Below are 17,960 nucleotides of genomic sequence, written 5' to 3' on the forward strand. Positions count from 1 at the left end.
CTTATGTTTTGGTTTCTTATCGTCTTTTTTATGCTCGCTAATTATTTTAATAAAGATAAAACACCGAAGAAGTAAAAATTAGCACCCGAAAGAGGTATTAATTAATAAGATTAATATCATTTCTTGGAATTCATTTAGGGGATACAAATGCAATTTGAACGCTCAAAAATTACACAATATATTGGCTTAGCCATTATCGGTATTATTTCTATTGTTATATTTCGTTTATTAATGCCAGCTGGTTCGCTAGGATCTTTTGGTGTGTGGGTTGCCGCTATTATTTTTGGCGTCATTATTGCTGGCATGTTGACCCAGAAATCTCTTAATAAAAAATAAGGCTTATTATTCCATCCTTGCTAAGCATGTTTGCATAAGGGCTAAAAGAAATATTTTCGCTGTCGGGCCACTTTAAAAGTAAAGGCTATTATATCCTCTGTAATGGCCTTTTCTGATTTAAATTAGAAAATGGTGCCCTCATATCTGCCATATTCAAAAAATCCATTACTGATCATTTTCATGGCGTATAAATCCATAGGTCTATACAATCAAACGATAACTAAAGGATTACAACATGGCCATTTTTATCATTGGAGTCATTTTATTTTTAGGTAGCCACTCCGTTCGCATCTTTGCTGATCCTTGGCGCACAAGCATGATTGAGCGATTAGGCGAAAAAAAATGGAAGGGGCTTTATACCCTTATCTCGTTATTTGGATTTATTGTGCTCATCATTGGCTATGGTCAAGCTAGACAAAACACCATCATGATATGGCAACCGCCAGTTTTTTTGACACATCTAGCTGTGTTACTCAATCTATTTACTTTTATCCTCTTGGCTAGTAGTGCGCGTAATAACAATGCAATCCGGTTAAAACTAAAACACCCTATGATTTTGGGCGTAAAAGTATGGGCGATAGCGCATCTTCTAGCTAATGGATCCCTTGTCGATGTGATCTTATTCGGGTCATTCTTAATTTGGGCAGTACTTGATTTTCGGTCCGCGAGAAATCGTCCAAATCTTTCAGAAAATACTCAAGTCGTAAGCGTAAAAGCAACGATCAGCGCTATCTTTTTAGGAGTGGTTTTTTGGCTTGCATTTATCTTCGGGTTACATCAGTGGCTTATTGGTGTATCACCTTTAGCCATGATCAGTCGCTAATGCATAGTACCCGTTTACTTCGCCAATGACAAAAAATAAGCTTTCTCATATTGGCTCTCTAAAAGTTTTACTACCGTTTGTAAAGCCTTATAAAAAGCAATTACTAATTGCTATTTTTAGTTTAGTTTTAGCAGCAAGCGCTACTCTAGCGGTACCGTTTAGCTTTCGAGAAATTATAAATTTAGGCTTCACCTCTTCTAGTAGTGCACAGATTAATTCAACGTTTATTCAGTTATTTTTGATCGCATCCGTAGTAGCGTTTTCAACGGCACTACGTTTTTATATGGTCTCTTGGCTTGGGGAAAGAATTACATCTGATATCAAAAAAGCAGTATATGACCATGTTCTTTATCAAAGCCCAGAATTTTTCGAAGTAACAAAAAGTGGCGAAATTCTTTCTCGACTCAACACGGACACCACACTGATTCAAACACTGGTTGGAACAAGTGTTTCTATGGCCATTAGAAACACGCTTTTACTACTTGGTGGCCTTGTCATGATGTTTATCACCAGTGTTAAATTATCGATTTTGATCTTTACCCTATTGTTATTAACCGTCATTCCAACGGTGCTTCTTGGACGGAGGGTTCGTAAATTATCAAAAAACTCTCAAGATAAAATCGCTGATGCCTCCGCACTTGCTGGTGAAAAACTTAATACCGTTTCAACCATACAATCTTTTACTCAAGAAGCTAACGAATCGAAATTTTTTAATCAATTGATTGAAACCTCATTTGTAACAGCGAAACACAGAAATCTAGCGCGATCAAATCTGACATTTATCGCAATTTTACTTGGATTTTCTAGCATCATTCTGATTCTTTGGTTGGGTGCCTACGCGGTTACGCGCAATGAGCTCTCTAGTGGTGAACTCACTCAATTTATTTTGTATACGGTGATCGTAGCTGGGGCAATTGCCGTTGTTGCCGAGGTCATTGGTGATACACAACGTGCCATCGGGGCAAGTGAGAGGCTTTTAGAGCTTCTTCAACTCAACTCGAATATCATAAATCCTAGCTCTCCAAAATCTGTAAAAGTGGTTCCAGCGCAAGGTATTCAATTAGAGATTGAAAATCTTTCATTTCACTATCCTTCTAATTCACATCAAGTCCTATCCGATATGAATCTTATTATCAAGCCCGGAGAAAGAGTGGCCATAGTAGGACCATCCGGGGCAGGTAAAACCTCTTTATTTCAATTGCTTTTACGTTTTTATGAGCCTCAACAAGGAGCAATTAAGTTAGAGGGTGTCGATATTCGAGATTTACAACTACATGATTTAAGAAAATTAATCGGTATTGTTCCTCAAGACTTAGTCATCTTTTCAACAAACGCAATGGAAAATATTCGTTACGGCAAAGAAGACGCAAGTGACGAAGAAGTATTTCAAGCGGCTAAGTTGGCCGCTGCGGATGAATTTATTACACGCTTACCAAAGGGCTATGATACTTTTTTAGGTGACAGGGGCATGCGTCTTTCAGGTGGTCAAAAACAACGTATCGTCATTGCAAGGGCTTTACTAAAAAATCCTCCTCTTTTATTGCTTGATGAAGCAACGAGTTCCCTCGATGCAGAATCTGAACACCTTGTTCAACAAGCTCTCGACGTGGCCATGAGAAACCGCACAACCGTGGTGATAGCGCATCGTCTATCAACGGTCAAACAGGCAGATCGTATCATTGTTCTCGATCATGGACACATTATCGAAACAGGTAACCATGCCAGCTTAATCCAGCAAGGTGGCTTATATTCCAACTTGGCTAAATTGCAATTTATTGATAGTGAATCTACACTTTAAATCAAATAGCTTATCGGTCCAGAGTCACAATGCTTTGAGAATATTGGTATCCACTTAAATTCTATTTGTTTATATGCATGGGACTTTTTTGTTTTTTTACTAACCATAAAGCACCAGGTCCTAAAAGTTTGGAGATCTGATGTCGATTTTTTGCAAAAAATCGATACCCGAATTGCAAAATGGGTTGCAAGATTTCTCTAGAAAATAGCCAAGCTAAAAATGGCAGATTAGCGCGGCGATAGGCTTCTGGAAATACAATCGCCCCATGAATTAACCCACCATCTGCATATTGACCATACATGGAAGCCAAAGCTTGCTCACATGACACACCAACTGATATAGGGTCATAACGTTCTGAATTGATATCAATGAAGTCGAGGAGTTCCTCTTGATTCCGGCCAGAAAGGAATAAAATTTCAGCCTGACATAAGGGGCAAGCACCATCGTAAAATAGAGTCAGTTTTTGTAAATGATTAGTCATCAAGCAAGTTTATGACTTATTCAATAAACTTGCTGTAATCCTCTCATTAATTTGATTCTTTTGAAAATACTTCCAAATCCCTTTCGTGCTTTGATTATTGGCTCCTCCGGCACCATCGGATCTGCTTTTGTAGAACTTCTCCAAAGTAATCCTTCCTGCTCAGAAGTTGTTGGTGTTCATCGCCATGCAGAATATCCATTGGATTATAAAAACCCTGCATCGATTGAGAGTTGTGCTAACTCACTTTCTGGTGGTGGATCATTTCAACTGATTATTAATACAATTGGGGTATTACATACTAGCGACTGGATGCCGGAAAAGAAACTAGATGATCTTAATGCTGAGCAATTAATGGAACTCTTGAAAATAAATGCTATTGGTCCAGCTCTCAGCATTCAACACTTCTCTAAACTTCTTGATCGTAACTATGGAATCATGGTCACACTTTCTGCCAAGGTGGGAAGTATTGAAGATAATCGACTTGGTGGTTGGTATAGCTATCGTGCATCAAAGGCTGCACTCAATATGTTAATCAAAACTGCGTCTATTGAATTAGCTCGGACAAAACCAAATGTTGCATTAATCGCCATGCATCCAGGCACTGTGAACTCAAGACTCTCAAAACCTTTTAAAGGTGAGCAAATTGGCAGGCCTCCTCTTGATGCTGTAAGAGACATGTTTGCTGTCATTGAAAACCTGACGAAAGAAGATTCGGGAAGTTTTGTTTCTTACTCAGGTGAAAAATTACCCTGGTAAAAAGTGATTGGTTAATCTAGGTCAGCGTCTTGGGCGCACTTTTCCTACATGCATCAGAGCAGTATTTAATCGCTTCCCAATTTTTCGCCCAAGACTTTCTCCACGTCATTTCTTTTTTACAAACGACACAGGTTTTACTTGGTAGAAAACTTTTATTACCTTTAAATGAAGTACTCATATGAAGCTCTAGAGCTCATTCAAGTGGTTCAATACATACTGCGCATGTTCTTGAATCGACTTCTGATCTTCAAGACTAATTCTATTGAGGTTAGCTGTCATCAACCTGGTGCGTGGGCTTGATTCAAATTGGGTGCGATGCTTGATCAAAAAATTCCAATAGAGTGTGGTCACTGGACATGCGGTTTCACCGAAACGAACTTCAGGCTTGTATTTACATGAACTACAGTAATTACTCATGCGTTTGATATAGGCGCCACTGGCAATATAGGGCTTACTCGTAAATCTTCCGCCATTGGCAAAGAGCGCCATGCCAGCTGTATTAGGTAATTCTACCCATTCAATCGCATCTACATAGACAGCTAAATACCAGGCACACACCTCGGATGGCAAGATTTCAGCTAATAGCGCAAAGTTGCCAGTCACCATCAAACGCTGAATATGATGTGCATAGCCATACTTGAGCGTCTGACCTATGGCATCTTTCATACAGGCCATGTTGGTTTGACCATTCCAATACCACTTAGGTAGTGCTCTTTGATGATCATAATAGTTGTCTTGAGCCATCTGCGGCATATCTAGGTAATACATGCCACGGACAAATTCTCGCCAACCTACAATTTGCCGAATAAATCCTTCAACTGTTGATAGATCTAGTTCATATTTTTTCCAAGCAAGTAAGACCGACTGAATCACTTCTCTTGGATTGAGTAACTTCAGATTGAGCGAACTCGACAGAATTGAATGCCAACCAAAGGGGGTATCTGTCCACATCGCATCTTGAAACACACCAAAATTTCTTAAACGGTATTCCACAAAATAATTAAGCGCCTCTAATGCTTGGGTACGAGTGACAGGCCACCGAAAATGATCTAGTGATCCAGGATGATCTGAGTATGTTGTATTGACAAAGTCAATTACTTCTTTGGAAATTGAATCAGGTTCAAATAAAGCAGGATCCTCAATAATTCCAGGGCCTTTTTTTGGATATGGCTTCCGATTATCTTGATCAAAATTCCACTGGCCTCCCTCAGGATTTCCTTCAGAGTCGATCAAAATATGATGGGTTTTGCGCATTAGGCGGTAGAAGTATTCTAGTCTTAACTCTTTTTTATCTCCGACCCACTCTATAAACTCTTGATGGGAGCAATAAAAATGCTCGTCTTCACGCATCTCAAGACTGATCGATACATCTTTTGCTAACTCTTCTATTTGCTGCTTTAAGCGCCATTCACCAGGTTCAACACAGACTAAGTGGGTAAACTTTTTCTGGAGTAGCTTTTCTTTTAAAGCAGCAACAATCGTAAGAGGTGAATTTTGAACATATGTAAGAGGATAATTTTGCTCTTTCAGATTGTCAGCAAAGTGCCGCATCGCCGATAAAAACAAGGCTATTTTCGCCTTATGAGTCCAAACATACTTGGCTTCATGCATTGACTCAATCATGATTACTTCATCCGTCTTGAAATCAAAATTTCTAAGGGCTGCACTCTTGATGTCTAACTGGTCACCCAAGATGAGGATGAGTTTTTTCATTTATTTTTGTATTGTGTTGGACAATATGCGCGGTCAACTAACTTACTTCGAAGTGCGACATGCTTTGTTGCTCTTCCAGTGACGCGCTTGCGCCACATTTCAAAGGAACTCCGTTTAAGCTCATGACGCATGAGTTGAATCACTTGCGACTCTAATAGGCCAAACGATTGCTCAATCGCATCAAATGGAGTGCGATCTTCCCAAGCCATTTCAATCAGGCGAGATTTATCAGACTCAGAGAGTGTTTTTGGATGAAATTTTGGCACAATGCAAGTTTAAGACTTTTTGAACAATTTCGCATAAGATTATTATTTTCTAATCTAATGTATTGCAAGTGCTTAATTCAAACTCTCCTTCAGAGACTTAAACAACAATGCAAAGGATAATGAGATCGGAACCCTCACAAGAGGTAAGAGTTACATGTTATGAATGTTTTTAAAACACTCTAATGATGATTTACTTCTTAACGATATCTTTAATTAAACGTTGAGCAGCCTTCTCATAAACTTCGCTCCTATCACGCTTGCCAACTGCAACGACTACAACTGTAACTATTTTGTCGTTAACTTCATAGACCAAGCGATAGCCAATTCAACGAATCTTTATCTTACAGCGATCTTTGCTATCCCTTAGTTTTGCAGAAGCTATATGTGGTGTTTCAAGACGTTCTACAAGTTTGTGTTTAAATTGCTGCCGAACAGATTCATCAAGACTCTTCCATTCTTTCAAAGCTTGATCTTGACATCCTCCCCGCCCTAAAGGACGGGGATTCCTACTGCTAGACGTTCATGTCCGAACGCAAGAATATTGAGAGCTCCATTGATGTCCCTGTCGTGAACAGATCCACAATGACACTTCCAACTTCTCTTATTCAAATCAGCTCTACCTTTCGGACTATTGTCGGAGATTTCCACGCAACTCGAACAGATTTGGCTTGAATACGCTTCATTCACTTCCTCAAATATCACGCCAGCCTGACGGCTTTTATATTCCAACATGGTTTTGAGTGATGACCAGCCAGCGTCTAGCGTAGATTTAGCCATCTTTGTTTTTATTAATTTACTGCTTGATACATTCCCCACAAATATTGCACCGTATTCTTGTGTGAGCATGGTACTAAATTTATGTAACTCATCCTTGCGACGATTTTTAATCTTCGCATGAATGTTTTTTACCTCTAACTTCTTATTCGCTCGTTGAGCTTTGCCTAATGACCCCTCTAACTTGCGATAGTTACGACCCTCTAAGCGTGCGCCATCGCTTGTAACAGCACACTCTTTGAGTCCCAAGTCAATTCCTACTGATTTAGTTGCCTCATTGGTTTTTAGTTTGACTTTCACTGTTGTATTGAAATACCAACGACCTCTAGAATCTTCACAGAATGATCCGGTACCAAGTTCGTAATTGAACAATTCATAGGAGTCCCAAAGACTGATTGCTTTACCTTGGTAGTGAACCTGTCCATTCTTATATTTGATAGCAGACTTCTTGAATGGTATCCATCCTAGTGAGCGTTGAGAACCATGAGATTTTCTCCATCGCAATTTTACTTTTCTGAACTGAATTCGGCGCGTTACAAATTCCTCATTAACCGCTTGGACTGATTGGCTATGCAAACTCAAGCCCTCTTTTGTTGAACCAGTAGTGTATTGATTTAAATCGTAAGCTGAAAAGAATTTGCCTGTTTTTTTGGTATGAGTATAGGACAAGTCATTAACGAAATTCCATACGAAATTAACTTCCTTACTTTGAGAAAGTAGGAATTTTGCGTGCTTATCCTTAACGCGTAATGAAAGGGTTTTTGTCATCACCATATACTGTATATTTTAACAGTACTAACCTTAAATATCAACATTTACATCATGTTACGTCACTTATCCCCCAGCTAAAGCAAGGGGTTTTGTGACGCGTTTTTATGATAAAAATCAAGTTTATAGGTCATCTAAGGACACTCGAATGGTTGCTTGTCCTTTTCTAGAATCGGCGATTGCGTTCAGTTCCAAATCCTCTAAATAATCCATCAACGCTTCATAAGCTTTAGCAGGCACACAATAAAAGACAGGCTCATTCCTATTTAAAATAGCAACAGGAAATCCTTCCCCAGACGCCACTGTTAGCATTGGATTTTTCTTTAGTTCTGTAACACTCGCTGACATATTACTGAGGATCATATTAGTCATAAGTATTCTCTAAATTAAATAGTTTTAAACAGGCCAATAATAGCCCGTTTAAAAACACTTTGTAAAGCACCTAATAAAGCACTATCAATTTACCAATCATGAAATACTTCATCATCTAAAGTAAGCTTAGTTATTTTTTACGAGATGAGGACATTTTTTGGCTTTCGGTCTACTTTGAATTCCACTTATGAAGTAGACGTTCTTTTATTTTTTTTATTTCTCTTGGGGACTTAGTTAACTTTGTTGCCAACATATGAGCTATTACATTTTGGCTTTCATGTGTCCAATATTGTCGACCATCTTTTCCCATATCCCAAGTACTACTAATTTGATTTTTAGGAATTGTCTGATAATTATCTAAATTAGAAAAAGTTATTTGATTGATAGCCATTCTTTCATGACAGCGCCAACGAGAATGCCAAATCTTTTTATCTTTTTTTTCACTCTTACAGTTTGTCATCCCATAGATGGGTGTTTTTCTTATACTTCTACTCATGCTTTTCCTTTTCAATTTGTAATACTACAAAATTTAAAAAGGCTGGTTGTTGGTATGGATATTTTATTTATTGGTGAACCATCAGGAAGCTGCGCAGCGAAAGCCAATATTATGGTGGCCTGCTTTTGGGTTACGGGATAAATATTTACCACGTTGTGTAGTCGTAATTTCCTGAGGAGGTGAATCATGTCCCCCACCTCGTGTAGATCGGACCGGTCCCGTATTTTGGTTTTCTCTTCCATCATCAGATTTGTATGGATAGGGTTGATAGGCACTAGATACCCACTCCCATTGATTTCCCGCCATATCTAAAATTCCATATGGACTTGCTCCGCCTGGGAATGCATCAGCTGGCGCAGATGAGTTAAAGGGAGCTCCAAAATGAGCGAGCTTATTATTCGGTGCTGCATTTCCCCATGGGTATTTCCGACCATCTGTGCCACGCGCTACTTTTTCCCATTCTGATTCAGTAGGCAATCTTTTATTTAACCAAGCACAATAGTCGCGTGCTCCAACCCAACTCACTTCATTCACTGGATGTGATTCATAACCAAGATCAGCTCGCCATAATGAATTCTGCCGATGGATTCTGGCATCACTATCGTCATCATCATAAAAACTCTCACCTCGCTGATTTTGGAGGCCTTGGGAATTAAGAAATTGTGCAAAATCACTATTACTCACAGGAAGAATGTCTAGATAAAAGGCTTTCACATAAATCGTATGTTCTGGTTTTTCATCATCGGGACCAACATTGGATCCCATAGTAAAAGGTCCCTCTGCAATAAGTGCCATCTTTTTTGACGCCCGAAGGTCTTTAGAATTTATCTGTGCATGAACAACTATTGAGAAAGTCAGCATTACAAAAATAACTGCACCGACACGGCTCATAACATATTTTGTGAACGCTAAATTAGACAATTCTTTTCCCCACATAATTAGTATATTAAGCCCAATCTCCATTTGAATATATCTATTACCTTACAACTTTTAAAATCATTGCAATTAATTATTGCATTAACTTACGTAATTCCATCAGTTCATTTTTATAGTTATTCAGATGAAGTGATCCAACATTTGGGTATTCTAAATTCAGAATTACAAACATTGCTCCCATCATGATGAAGGCAAATAAGAATGCTAGCACCCAATCATTCTCTTTCTTAATCACCATACTATAGCCACTTAAAAAAGATACTATGGCTATTAAAATGAAAAGTGATTGCAGAATTAAGATGGGGGGATGCACCTTCATTAATAACACCTGATCCCCAAAAGATTCATTCATCTTTTCAATACTTGCAAAGACATTATTCTTCGCAAGATCACGCGTCCTTAATGGCGCATCGATGATTGCATCTATCGCTTGAGCTTTAATTTTGTTAAGGCGTTTTTGTTGATCATTAATACGTGCATTTAAAGTTTGTAAATTTTGCCAATCGTCGTATAGCATAATTTCATGATCCAAAAAATCGAGAATTGAGTTCTGGAGTTTTAATTGGTCAGTCTCATTGAGTAATTGTGTAACTTGATATGCTGACGAAATAGCCCTTACCTCTTTTAAGGCTGCATTTTGTCGTTGACTAAAATGTTCGGTCGCTATTGAAAAACTAAACGCAATTAATAAAGCAGATATGCCAAAAATTGCGGTTAAAAAGTCATCATGTATGGCTGGGCCCTTATCCTTGGAGATTTTTTTTAACCTCCATTTACCAAACCAAGAACCAATCAACATAAATATGATTATTGCGATGAAAAAAAATAGGGGGGCAAGCCCATATTTGACTTCTATAATTTGCATTGTTTGAAGCATGAATGTTCCAAAGTAATCGGAATGTGTCTAATATAAAATTTAAAGTATGTACTCAGTTCAAAGTGTAAACCATATGTCCGGCAAAACTGCATCAATCAAAATTGTTAGGCGGCTAAATTTAACTAAAATTGATTGCGTTAATACTACCTACGATGAGCATACTCAAATCGTTAAAGCTATTTTGACTAAAAAAACTACTGTAGGTCAAAAATTATCAAAAGCTCACTCATATATAACAAAGCTAGATTGAAGTGAGAACAATTACCCTTGGAATGCTTCAAGATACGAGAAAACTGGCATCTGGATGAATGGCTACAAAAAGTATTAAAACTTTTCTCGCTCAAAAAAACTCTATCCAATTCTGACGAGGGTTTTACTTTCCTAAAAGTCCAAGAGAACTTCAGCCCTTCTCAAGCAACAATATATTTATCTAAGTAAAGTAAGCTATATTTTAGCTCTAAGGACTTATGCCTTTATGGATCTCCAAATGATGGGGCTCTACAATCGGTCAATGTCGCTGTATGGGTAAATATGAAGTTAATTACATGAAAATGTAAAAATGATCGTTTTTACATTTTGTGCAAATTAAGTATAAAAGCTAATATCTAAAAAATGTTCTTAGGCAAAGGAGATAATCTTGGCTAAATGGTGTCGCTTTATCAATAAAAAAACTGCAGAAATGACGTATGGCAAACTCAGTCAAGATGGTATACAGATCGAAACCATCTCTGGGAATTTGTTTGCCGATTACGAAATGACTGGTGACTATTTGTCTTTGGATGATGTTGAACTTAGTTATCCTTGCCAGCCTACGAAGATGATCGGATTATGGAATAACTATCACGCGGCAGCTGCTCAACAAAATAATTCGATTCCACTTGAGCCTCTATATTTTATTAAGTCTAACAATTCTTTTTTAGAGCCAGGAGGTGCCATCAAGCTTCCAAAAACTTCCACTGGTCCTGTCGGAAGGGTTATTTATGAGGGCGAGTTGGGCATCGTCATCGGTAAGATCACAAAAGAAATTTCAGTTGCAGATGCGAAAGATTATATTTTTGGTTATACCTGCGTTAATGATGTCACAGCTTTGGAGATTCTTACAAAAGATGAATCTTTTAAACAATGGACAAGGGCTAAAAGCTACGATAGCTTTGGACCTTTTGGCCCTTGGATTGAGACTGACGTGTCTTATGAGAACTTAACGGTTAAGACTTTAATCAATGGTCGAGAACGCCAAAGCTATCCATGTTCTGATATGATTTTTAATCCTTATCAAATATTAAGCTATTTGTCATTTGATATGACTTTGTATCCAGGAGATGTTATCGCTTGTGGAACTTCTTTAGGAGTTCTTCCTATCAAGGGTGGTCAACTTATCGAAGTAGAGATTGAAGGTATTGGTAAATTGGTTAATACAGTTCAAGATATTTAATAAAAGCTGTTTTGGGTGAAGCTACAAACAAAATGGATTTGTAGTTAAATCTTATTTTACTTGGTGACATTATGAAAATTTGTGTTGTAGGTGCTGGGGCTATTGGGGGGCTATTGGCAATTAAACTTGCCCAATCAGGAAACGATGTAACCGTAATTGCAAGAGGTCCAAATCTTAAAGCGATTCAGGAAAATGGTTTTAAGTTGATCACTGAAGATGGTAACGAATCCGTCACGAACCTTCGCGCCCTAAACTCCATCAGTGAAGCTGGGCCACAGGACTTGGTAATTTTAGGAATGAAGGCGCATCAAGTGGCTGCAATTGTCCATGAATTACCTGCTATGTATCATGAAGAAACTATGGTGCTAACTGCCCAAAACGGAATTCCTTGGTGGTACTTCTTCAAACATGGTGGTGAATATGAAGGTCGCACCCTAGAAAGCGTTGATCCAGGCGGTATCATTGCTTCCAATCTACCGATCGAACGAGTCGTTGGAACAGTTGTCTACCCAGCTGCCGAAATAATCCAACCGGGCGTTCTTAAACATATTGAAGGAAATCGATTCTCTGTTGCAGAAATCGATAACACATCTACACCTAGAATAGAGCTCCTCTCGAAAACTCTCAAAGAAGCAGGTTTTAAAGCGCCAGTAATTTCTGATATTCGCTCTGAACTATGGACGAAACTATGGGGTAATCTGAGTCTAAATCCCATCAGTGCCCTAACGCATGCAACCCTCGTCGATATTTGTGAACTTCCTATATCACGAGATTTAGTCGCAAAAATGATGAAGGAAGCGCAAGATGTTGGAGAAAAACTCGGCATTCAATTTCGGGTCTCTTTAGAAAAAAGAATCGCCGGCGCACAAGCTGTTGGTGCCCACAAAACATCCATGTTACAAGATATTGAAGCTGGTCGTACCATTGAAAAAGATGCTTTGATTGGCTCAGTGATTGAACTTGGCCAGATCGTTAATTTACCCACTCCACACATTGATGCAGTCTTTGCGTGCATCAGTCTGCTTTCTAAAATCTTGGCCGATCAAAAAGGTCAATTAAAAATTACCCCCTATTAATCAAGAGGAAAACTTTTATGAACTACTGTACGACTCTGCCAGAATTGTTATCTTTAGGTAATGACGACCAACCAGCAATTGGCGCTCCTGATCAGTTGGATTTAACTTTCAAAAGTTTACGACTGTTCATCACTCATACTGTTGCTCAACTGAACAACTTTGGTATCGGTAGAAATGATCGTGTAGCAATCGTTTTAGATAATGGTCCTGAGATGGCTTTGGCATTTATGTCTATCGCAAGTGGTGCAACCTCCGCTCCACTGAACGCAGGGTATCGTGCTGACGAGTTTGAGTTTTATTTAGAAGACCTCAAAGCGAAAGCCATTGTTGTTAAAGCTGGCTCTGAGTCTCCTGCTATAGCTGTAGCCCAAAAATTAGGTGTTGCGATTATTGATTTACACCCTACTCCAGAGTGTGGAGCCGGAACCTTTACCCTTAGCTTACGTAGCAAGAAAAAGATGACTCTTAAAGAAGGTGGTTGGGCTAGAGCTGATGATGTAGCATTGATTTTGCATACCTCAGGAACAACTTCGAGGCCAAAAATTGTGCCCTTGTCGCAAAGTAATGTTTGTGCATCTGCAGGTAATATAGGAAACACGCTTGCTTTTACCGCTAAAGATCGTGGTCTAAATATTATGCCTTTATTCCATATTCATGGGCTAATAGCTGGCATTTTGGCGCCACTTTCGGCAGGTGCATATGTGTCATGTACCCCAGGCTTTAATGCACTGAAGTTTTTCTCATGGATGGATCAAATTAAACCAACTTGGTACACCGCTGTGCCAACGATGCATCAAACTATTTTGACAAGAGCCAACAATAATCAAGCGATTATTCAAAATAACCCACTGCGTTTTATTAGATCCTCTAGCTCCTCAATGCCTATGAAGGTAATTGAAGAACTAGAAGCCTGCTTTAAGGCTCCACTGATTGAGTCTTACGGCATGACTGAAGCCTCACATCAAATGTGCAGTAACTTACTGCCACCTGCCCAGCGTAAACCTGGAACTGTTGGGGTTGCAGCAGGTCCTCGTGTGGCCATTATGGATGAGAATGGTAAGCTTTTGGGAGTGGGCGAAACCGGTGAAATCGTGATTCAAGGGGCAAACGTGACCAAGGGCTATGAAAATAATCCAAAGGCAAATGCCGAGAATTTTACAAAAGGATGGTTCAGGACCGGTGACCAGGGAACAATTGATGCTGATGGTTACGTGACGATTACTGGCCGTTTAAAAGAAATTATTAATCGTGGTGGTGAGAAAATTTCACCAAGAGAAGTCGATGAAATTTTAATGGAACACCCAGCAGTTTTGCAGGTGGTTACTTTTGCTATTCCTCATGAAAAACTTGGTGAAGAAGTTGGCGCTGTAGTTGTTCTTCGTGAAGGTAAATCTGCTGAAGAAAAAGATATTCGTAGTTTTGCTGCTGGAAAACTAGCTGATTTCAAAGTTCCTAAAAAAATTATCTTTATGGATGAAATTCCAAAAGGGGCGACTGGAAAACTACAACGTATTGGTCTTGCGAGTAAATTAGGCTTATAAGTGAAGCAAGCTAACTTCACAAATAGTGGCATATTCTTTATAGAACTGACGAATTCTGTAAGAATAAATTGAATTACATGGCTTTAGTTATCTAATTTATAAAGATTTAAGTTTTTTGTAGAAACTGATAATATGAGTGTGAGTTGGTTTAAAAACATCGTAATTGAGATTACATTAAAAATTTAAAGTGGTTGCATTTTTCAACTAAAAGCCTTTTTCAAAGAAAGATAACTATGACAAAATTTTATAATCAAACTCGACGTCATTTATTAATGAGCAGCGCCAGTACGGTAGCACTTGCAGGTCTTGTGAACTGATAATAGTTTTTGAATTGATTTATGTTATCGAGCGTCCAAAGATGGGATTTGGAAAATAAAGATCCATCACCTATTAAGCAATCTCTCTTCCAGCGATCAGCTGTTTCCAATATTGGCGCGATAGGGTGTGTTGATATTTTTGCCATATATATTATTAATGATGTATTTCATTAATATATACCCAATTAATTTCAACTTTTAAAATCATCAAGCTTTACTTAAAGTAACGCTCAAAAGACAAAACCCCCACCATTCCTGATGAGGGTTTGCTTTTCTGGTGGGCCCACCAGGACTTGAACCTGGGACCAAAGGATTATGAGTCCTCTGCTCTAACCAACTGAGCTATAGGCCCGTTAATCTTTACATGCTGTTTTGCACTACTTAACTACTTCAAAACCACACTAAAACCGCATTTACTACACACCTCGGTTTTTGCCTTGGTGTGTAAGCGGTGTGTAAGCAATTTTGACCACCTAATTCACCACTAACCTCTTGAATCTATTGAGGTCTTAGTTACAAGACCCCTAGGGCTTCTTTCTTATGAGTCCTCTGCTCTAACCAACTGAGCTATAGGCCCGTTAATCTTTACATGCTGTTTTGCACTACTTAACTACTTCAAAACCACACTAAAACCGCATTTACTACACACCTCGGTTTTTGCCTTGGTGTGTAAGCGGTGTGTAAGCAATTTTGACCACCTAATTCACCACTAACCTCTTGAATCTATTGAGGTCTTAGTTACAAGACCCCTAGGGCTTCTTTCTTATGAGTCCTCTGCTCTAACCAACCGAGCTAACGGCCCTGGTAGGCGATTAATCTTCTTTTAAGCTCTTTAACTTGTCACTTCTACTAGGATGACGCATCTTACGTAGAGCCTTAGCTTCAATCTGTCGTATACGTTCACGAGTCACATCAAACTGTTTGCCAACTTCTTCTAACGTATGATCTGTACTCATCTCAATACCGAAACGCATTCTGAGAACTTTAGCTTCACGCGGTGTTAAGGAATCTAAAATATCTTTCACAACATCACGCATTGAATCATGCAAAGCTGCCTCAGCTGGAGCTAGAGTATTTCCGTCCTCAATAAAATCACCTAAGTGTGAATCTTCATCATCACCAATCGGAGTTTCCATCGAAATTGGTTCTTTAGCAATCTTCATGATCTTGCGAATCTTATCTTCTGGGATTTCCATCTTCGCTGCAAGAGTAGCCGCGTCTGGCTCAATTCCGGTCTCTTGCAAAATTTGACGACTAATACGGTTCATCTTATTAATCGTTTCAATCATGTGCACTGGGATACGAATAGTTCTTGCTTGATCAGCAATGGATCTTGTAATCGCTTGACGAATCCACCATGTTGCATATGTAGAAAACTTATATCCACGACGATACTCAAACTTATCAACCGCCTTCATGAGGCCAATGTTTCCTTCTTGAATCAAATCAAGAAACTGTAAACCACGATTGGTGTATTTTTTCGCAATCGAAATTACTAAACGTAAGTTAGCAACTGTCATTTCACGCTTCGCTTCACGTGCACGCTTTTCGCCTGCCGTCATTTGCTTATGGACTTCTTTTAACTCAGGTAATGGAATAACTACTTTATTTTGTAAATCAATTAATTTTTGTTGTAACTCTTGAATGGCTGGAACATTTCGCTCTAAAAGTGCGGAATATGGCTTAGTTTCTTTTAATAAAGCATCTGTCCATTGCAAATTCATTGTATTTTTCGGCAACTGCGCTAAAACTTCAGAGCGTGGAATACCAATTTTGTCGACTAAAATATTCAAAATTGCGCGCTCTGTCCCCCATACTTGATTTACCTGAGTACGAATCGTGTCACATAAACGCTCAACGCTCTTCGCTGTAAATCTAAAGCCCAACAATTCATTACGAATCAGGGTTTGCGCTTTTGTATAGTTCACCGAGTTATAACCTTCGCGGTCATAAGCACGACGCATCTTATCAAACTGTGAACGGATAATCACAAACTTTTCTAAAGAAAGTTGCTTAAGTTCTTCCAGTTGTTTTGCTGACGCGGCTGAAGCTGCTGCTCCACCGCCGCCACCATCTTCATCATCCTCTTCAGACCCTTCATCAGATTCTTCATCTAAATCGATTTCTTCAACGGCTGCTGATGCCATTGGAATATCTTCAGCATTTGGATCTACTAAACCATCGACAAAATCATCTACCTGGATAGTCCCAGAATTAATCTGATCAGCTAATTCAATGATTTCCGCAATGGTTACTGGACATGCGGACAAAGCCATCAACATATCTTTTAAACTAGCTTCAATTTTCTTGGCAATAACAATTTCATCTTCGCGAGTTAAGAGATCTACAGTTCCCATTTCACGCATATACATACGTACTGGATCCGTTGTTCTACCAAACTCAGAGTCAACAGCTCCAAGAGCGGCTTCTGCTTCTTCTTCGGCTTCTTCATCTGAAGATGCAGTAATGGCATTCTCATTCAATATCAATGTTTCAGCATCAGGCGCTTGCTCGTAAACCATAATACCGATGTCGCTCAATAACGCAATTAAGGTCTCTAAGGAATCTGTGTCAGACAATTCATCGGACATGACGTCATTAATCTCACCATGAGTTAAATACCCACGTGATTTACCCATCTTAATAAGATGCTTCAATCTTGCACGACGTAATTCGAGTTGCTCTTCACTACCTAATTTTGTTGCATTAAATTCGAGTAATAAGGCCTTTTCTTTTGCTTTACGATCACGAGCTTTTTGGCGATCCGTTCTAATATCTGCATTCGGATCAACTTCTGGTTTTGGCTTTGGTTTTCTTCCGCGTGTCTTTTTAACAGGTTGCTCAACATCAGCAGCAACTTCTGAGACAACTGGAGCCATCACCTCTTCAACTTCTTCAACCTTCTTCTCTACTTCTTTAGCTTTTGGTACTGATTTTTTAATTGGAGTCACATCTGCCTTCACAGGTTTAACTGGTTTGGCGGGAACTTTAGCAACTGCTTTAGGAGAAGTTTTGATAGTTGGCTTACTCACAACCTTTTGGGCAGGGGCTTTAGCAACAGGTTTAACGACTTTTTTTGCTGGCGCTTTTGCAACAATAACTTTTTTAGCAACAATCTTGCCTGTAGGAGTCTTTGTAGCTACTTTTTTAACAACACCCTTTACTGCGCCCTTAGTAACCACCACTTTTTTAACTGGC

Annotated in this window: 17 protein-coding genes, 1 tRNA gene and 1 pseudogene; 7 read left to right on the plus strand and 12 right to left on the minus strand. The window is 39.0% G+C overall.

Annotated features, from left to right (window positions below):
- Positions 1-147 precede the first annotated feature (147 nt).
- From QMN06_RS09990 to QMN06_RS10000, 3 genes are all read left to right on the plus strand, one after another.
- On the plus strand, positions 148-336 hold the full coding sequence (locus QMN06_RS09990; protein ID WP_281969977.1) for a hypothetical protein: 189 nt from the start codon (positions 148-150) through the stop codon (positions 334-336).
- A gap of 235 nt (positions 337-571) precedes the next feature.
- On the plus strand, positions 572-1,159 hold the full coding sequence (locus QMN06_RS09995) for an NnrU family protein (RefSeq protein ID WP_281969978.1): 588 nt from the start codon (positions 572-574) through the stop codon (positions 1,157-1,159).
- Positions 1,160-1,184: 25 nt separating this feature from the next.
- The gene (locus QMN06_RS10000) at positions 1,185-2,957 is read left to right on the plus strand and encodes an ABC transporter transmembrane domain-containing protein (protein ID WP_281969979.1); all 1,773 of its coding nucleotides are present in this window, start codon (positions 1,185-1,187) and stop codon (positions 2,955-2,957) included.
- 61 nt (positions 2,958-3,018) lie between these two features.
- Here the strand turns inward: QMN06_RS10000 and QMN06_RS10005 are convergent, their stop codons facing one another.
- Entirely contained in the window at positions 3,019-3,438 is a 420-nt protein-coding gene (locus tag QMN06_RS10005; protein WP_281969980.1) for a DUF393 domain-containing protein, read from the minus strand.
- A gap of 60 nt (positions 3,439-3,498) precedes the next feature.
- Between QMN06_RS10005 and QMN06_RS10010 the strand changes: the two genes are divergently transcribed.
- Complete coding sequence (locus QMN06_RS10010; protein WP_281969981.1) at positions 3,499-4,194, plus strand: SDR family NAD(P)-dependent oxidoreductase; 696 nt, start codon at positions 3,499-3,501, stop codon at positions 4,192-4,194.
- Between the two features lie 16 nt (positions 4,195-4,210).
- Here QMN06_RS10010 and QMN06_RS10015 read toward each other — a convergent pair whose 3' ends face one another.
- The 9 genes and pseudogenes from QMN06_RS10015 to QMN06_RS10055 all read right to left on the minus strand — a co-directional run bounded on the left by QMN06_RS10015 (position 4,211) and on the right by QMN06_RS10055 (position 10,396).
- Complete coding sequence (locus tag QMN06_RS10015; protein ID WP_281969982.1) at positions 4,211-4,372, minus strand: DUF2256 domain-containing protein; 162 nt, start codon at positions 4,370-4,372, stop codon at positions 4,211-4,213.
- 8 nt (positions 4,373-4,380) lie between these two features.
- Entirely contained in the window at positions 4,381-5,907 is a 1,527-nt protein-coding gene (locus QMN06_RS10020) for a cryptochrome/photolyase family protein (protein ID WP_281969983.1), read from the minus strand.
- Positions 5,904-6,173, minus strand: coding sequence for a TIGR03643 family protein (locus tag QMN06_RS10025; protein ID WP_281969984.1), 270 nt, complete (start codon positions 6,171-6,173; stop codon positions 5,904-5,906). Before QMN06_RS10025 ends, QMN06_RS10020 begins: the two co-directional genes overlap by 4 nt.
- Positions 6,174-6,363: 190 nt before the next feature.
- Positions 6,364-6,636, minus strand: a pseudogene (locus QMN06_RS10030) (type II toxin-antitoxin system RelE/ParE family toxin).
- Between the two features lie 26 nt (positions 6,637-6,662).
- Positions 6,663-7,715, minus strand: coding sequence for a transposase (locus tag QMN06_RS10035; protein ID WP_281969985.1), 1,053 nt, complete (start codon positions 7,713-7,715; stop codon positions 6,663-6,665).
- A 123-nt stretch (positions 7,716-7,838) separates the two neighbouring features.
- The gene (locus tag QMN06_RS10040; protein ID WP_281969986.1) at positions 7,839-8,087 is read right to left on the minus strand and encodes a type II toxin-antitoxin system Phd/YefM family antitoxin; all 249 of its coding nucleotides are present in this window, start codon (positions 8,085-8,087) and stop codon (positions 7,839-7,841) included.
- A gap of 169 nt (positions 8,088-8,256) precedes the next feature.
- Positions 8,257-8,583: a hypothetical protein gene (locus QMN06_RS10045; RefSeq protein WP_281969987.1), complete on the minus strand. Its 327-nt coding sequence runs from the start codon at positions 8,581-8,583 to the stop codon at positions 8,257-8,259.
- An 81-nt stretch (positions 8,584-8,664) separates the two neighbouring features.
- The gene (locus QMN06_RS10050) at positions 8,665-9,504 is read right to left on the minus strand and encodes an SUMF1/EgtB/PvdO family nonheme iron enzyme (protein WP_281969988.1); all 840 of its coding nucleotides are present in this window, start codon (positions 9,502-9,504) and stop codon (positions 8,665-8,667) included.
- Positions 9,505-9,592: 88 nt separating this feature from the next.
- Positions 9,593-10,396 carry a hypothetical protein gene (locus QMN06_RS10055; RefSeq protein ID WP_281969989.1) on the minus strand — a complete coding sequence of 268 codons (804 nt, stop codon included), beginning with the start codon at positions 10,394-10,396 and terminating at the stop codon, positions 9,593-9,595.
- 637 nt (positions 10,397-11,033) lie between these two features.
- Between QMN06_RS10055 and QMN06_RS10060 the strand changes: the two genes are divergently transcribed.
- The 3 genes from QMN06_RS10060 to QMN06_RS10070 all read left to right on the plus strand — a co-directional run bounded on the left by QMN06_RS10060 (position 11,034) and on the right by QMN06_RS10070 (position 14,445).
- A complete protein-coding gene (locus QMN06_RS10060) occupies positions 11,034-11,828 on the plus strand; it encodes a fumarylacetoacetate hydrolase family protein (protein ID WP_281969990.1) in 795 nt (264 codons plus the stop codon).
- 71 nt (positions 11,829-11,899) lie between these two features.
- Entirely contained in the window at positions 11,900-12,904 is a 1,005-nt protein-coding gene (locus QMN06_RS10065) for a 2-dehydropantoate 2-reductase (RefSeq protein ID WP_281969991.1), read from the plus strand.
- A 17-nt stretch (positions 12,905-12,921) separates the two neighbouring features.
- Complete coding sequence (locus QMN06_RS10070; protein ID WP_281969992.1) at positions 12,922-14,445, plus strand: acyl--CoA ligase; 1,524 nt, start codon at positions 12,922-12,924, stop codon at positions 14,443-14,445.
- Between the two features lie 592 nt (positions 14,446-15,037).
- On the opposite strand, the gene QMN06_RS10075 is transcribed toward QMN06_RS10070, so the two are convergent.
- Both QMN06_RS10075 and rpoD read right to left on the minus strand, forming a co-directional pair.
- Positions 15,038-15,114: transfer RNA gene (locus QMN06_RS10075), tRNA-Ile, on the minus strand.
- 460 nt (positions 15,115-15,574) lie between these two features.
- A complete protein-coding gene (gene rpoD, locus QMN06_RS10080; RefSeq protein WP_281971767.1) occupies positions 15,575-17,641 on the minus strand; it encodes an RNA polymerase sigma factor RpoD in 2,067 nt (688 codons plus the stop codon).
- Between the last annotated feature and the right edge of the window lie 319 nt (positions 17,642-17,960).

Source organism: Polynucleobacter sp. SHI8 (genome assembly GCF_027944005.1).
GTDB lineage: Bacteria > Pseudomonadota > Gammaproteobacteria > Burkholderiales > Burkholderiaceae > Polynucleobacter.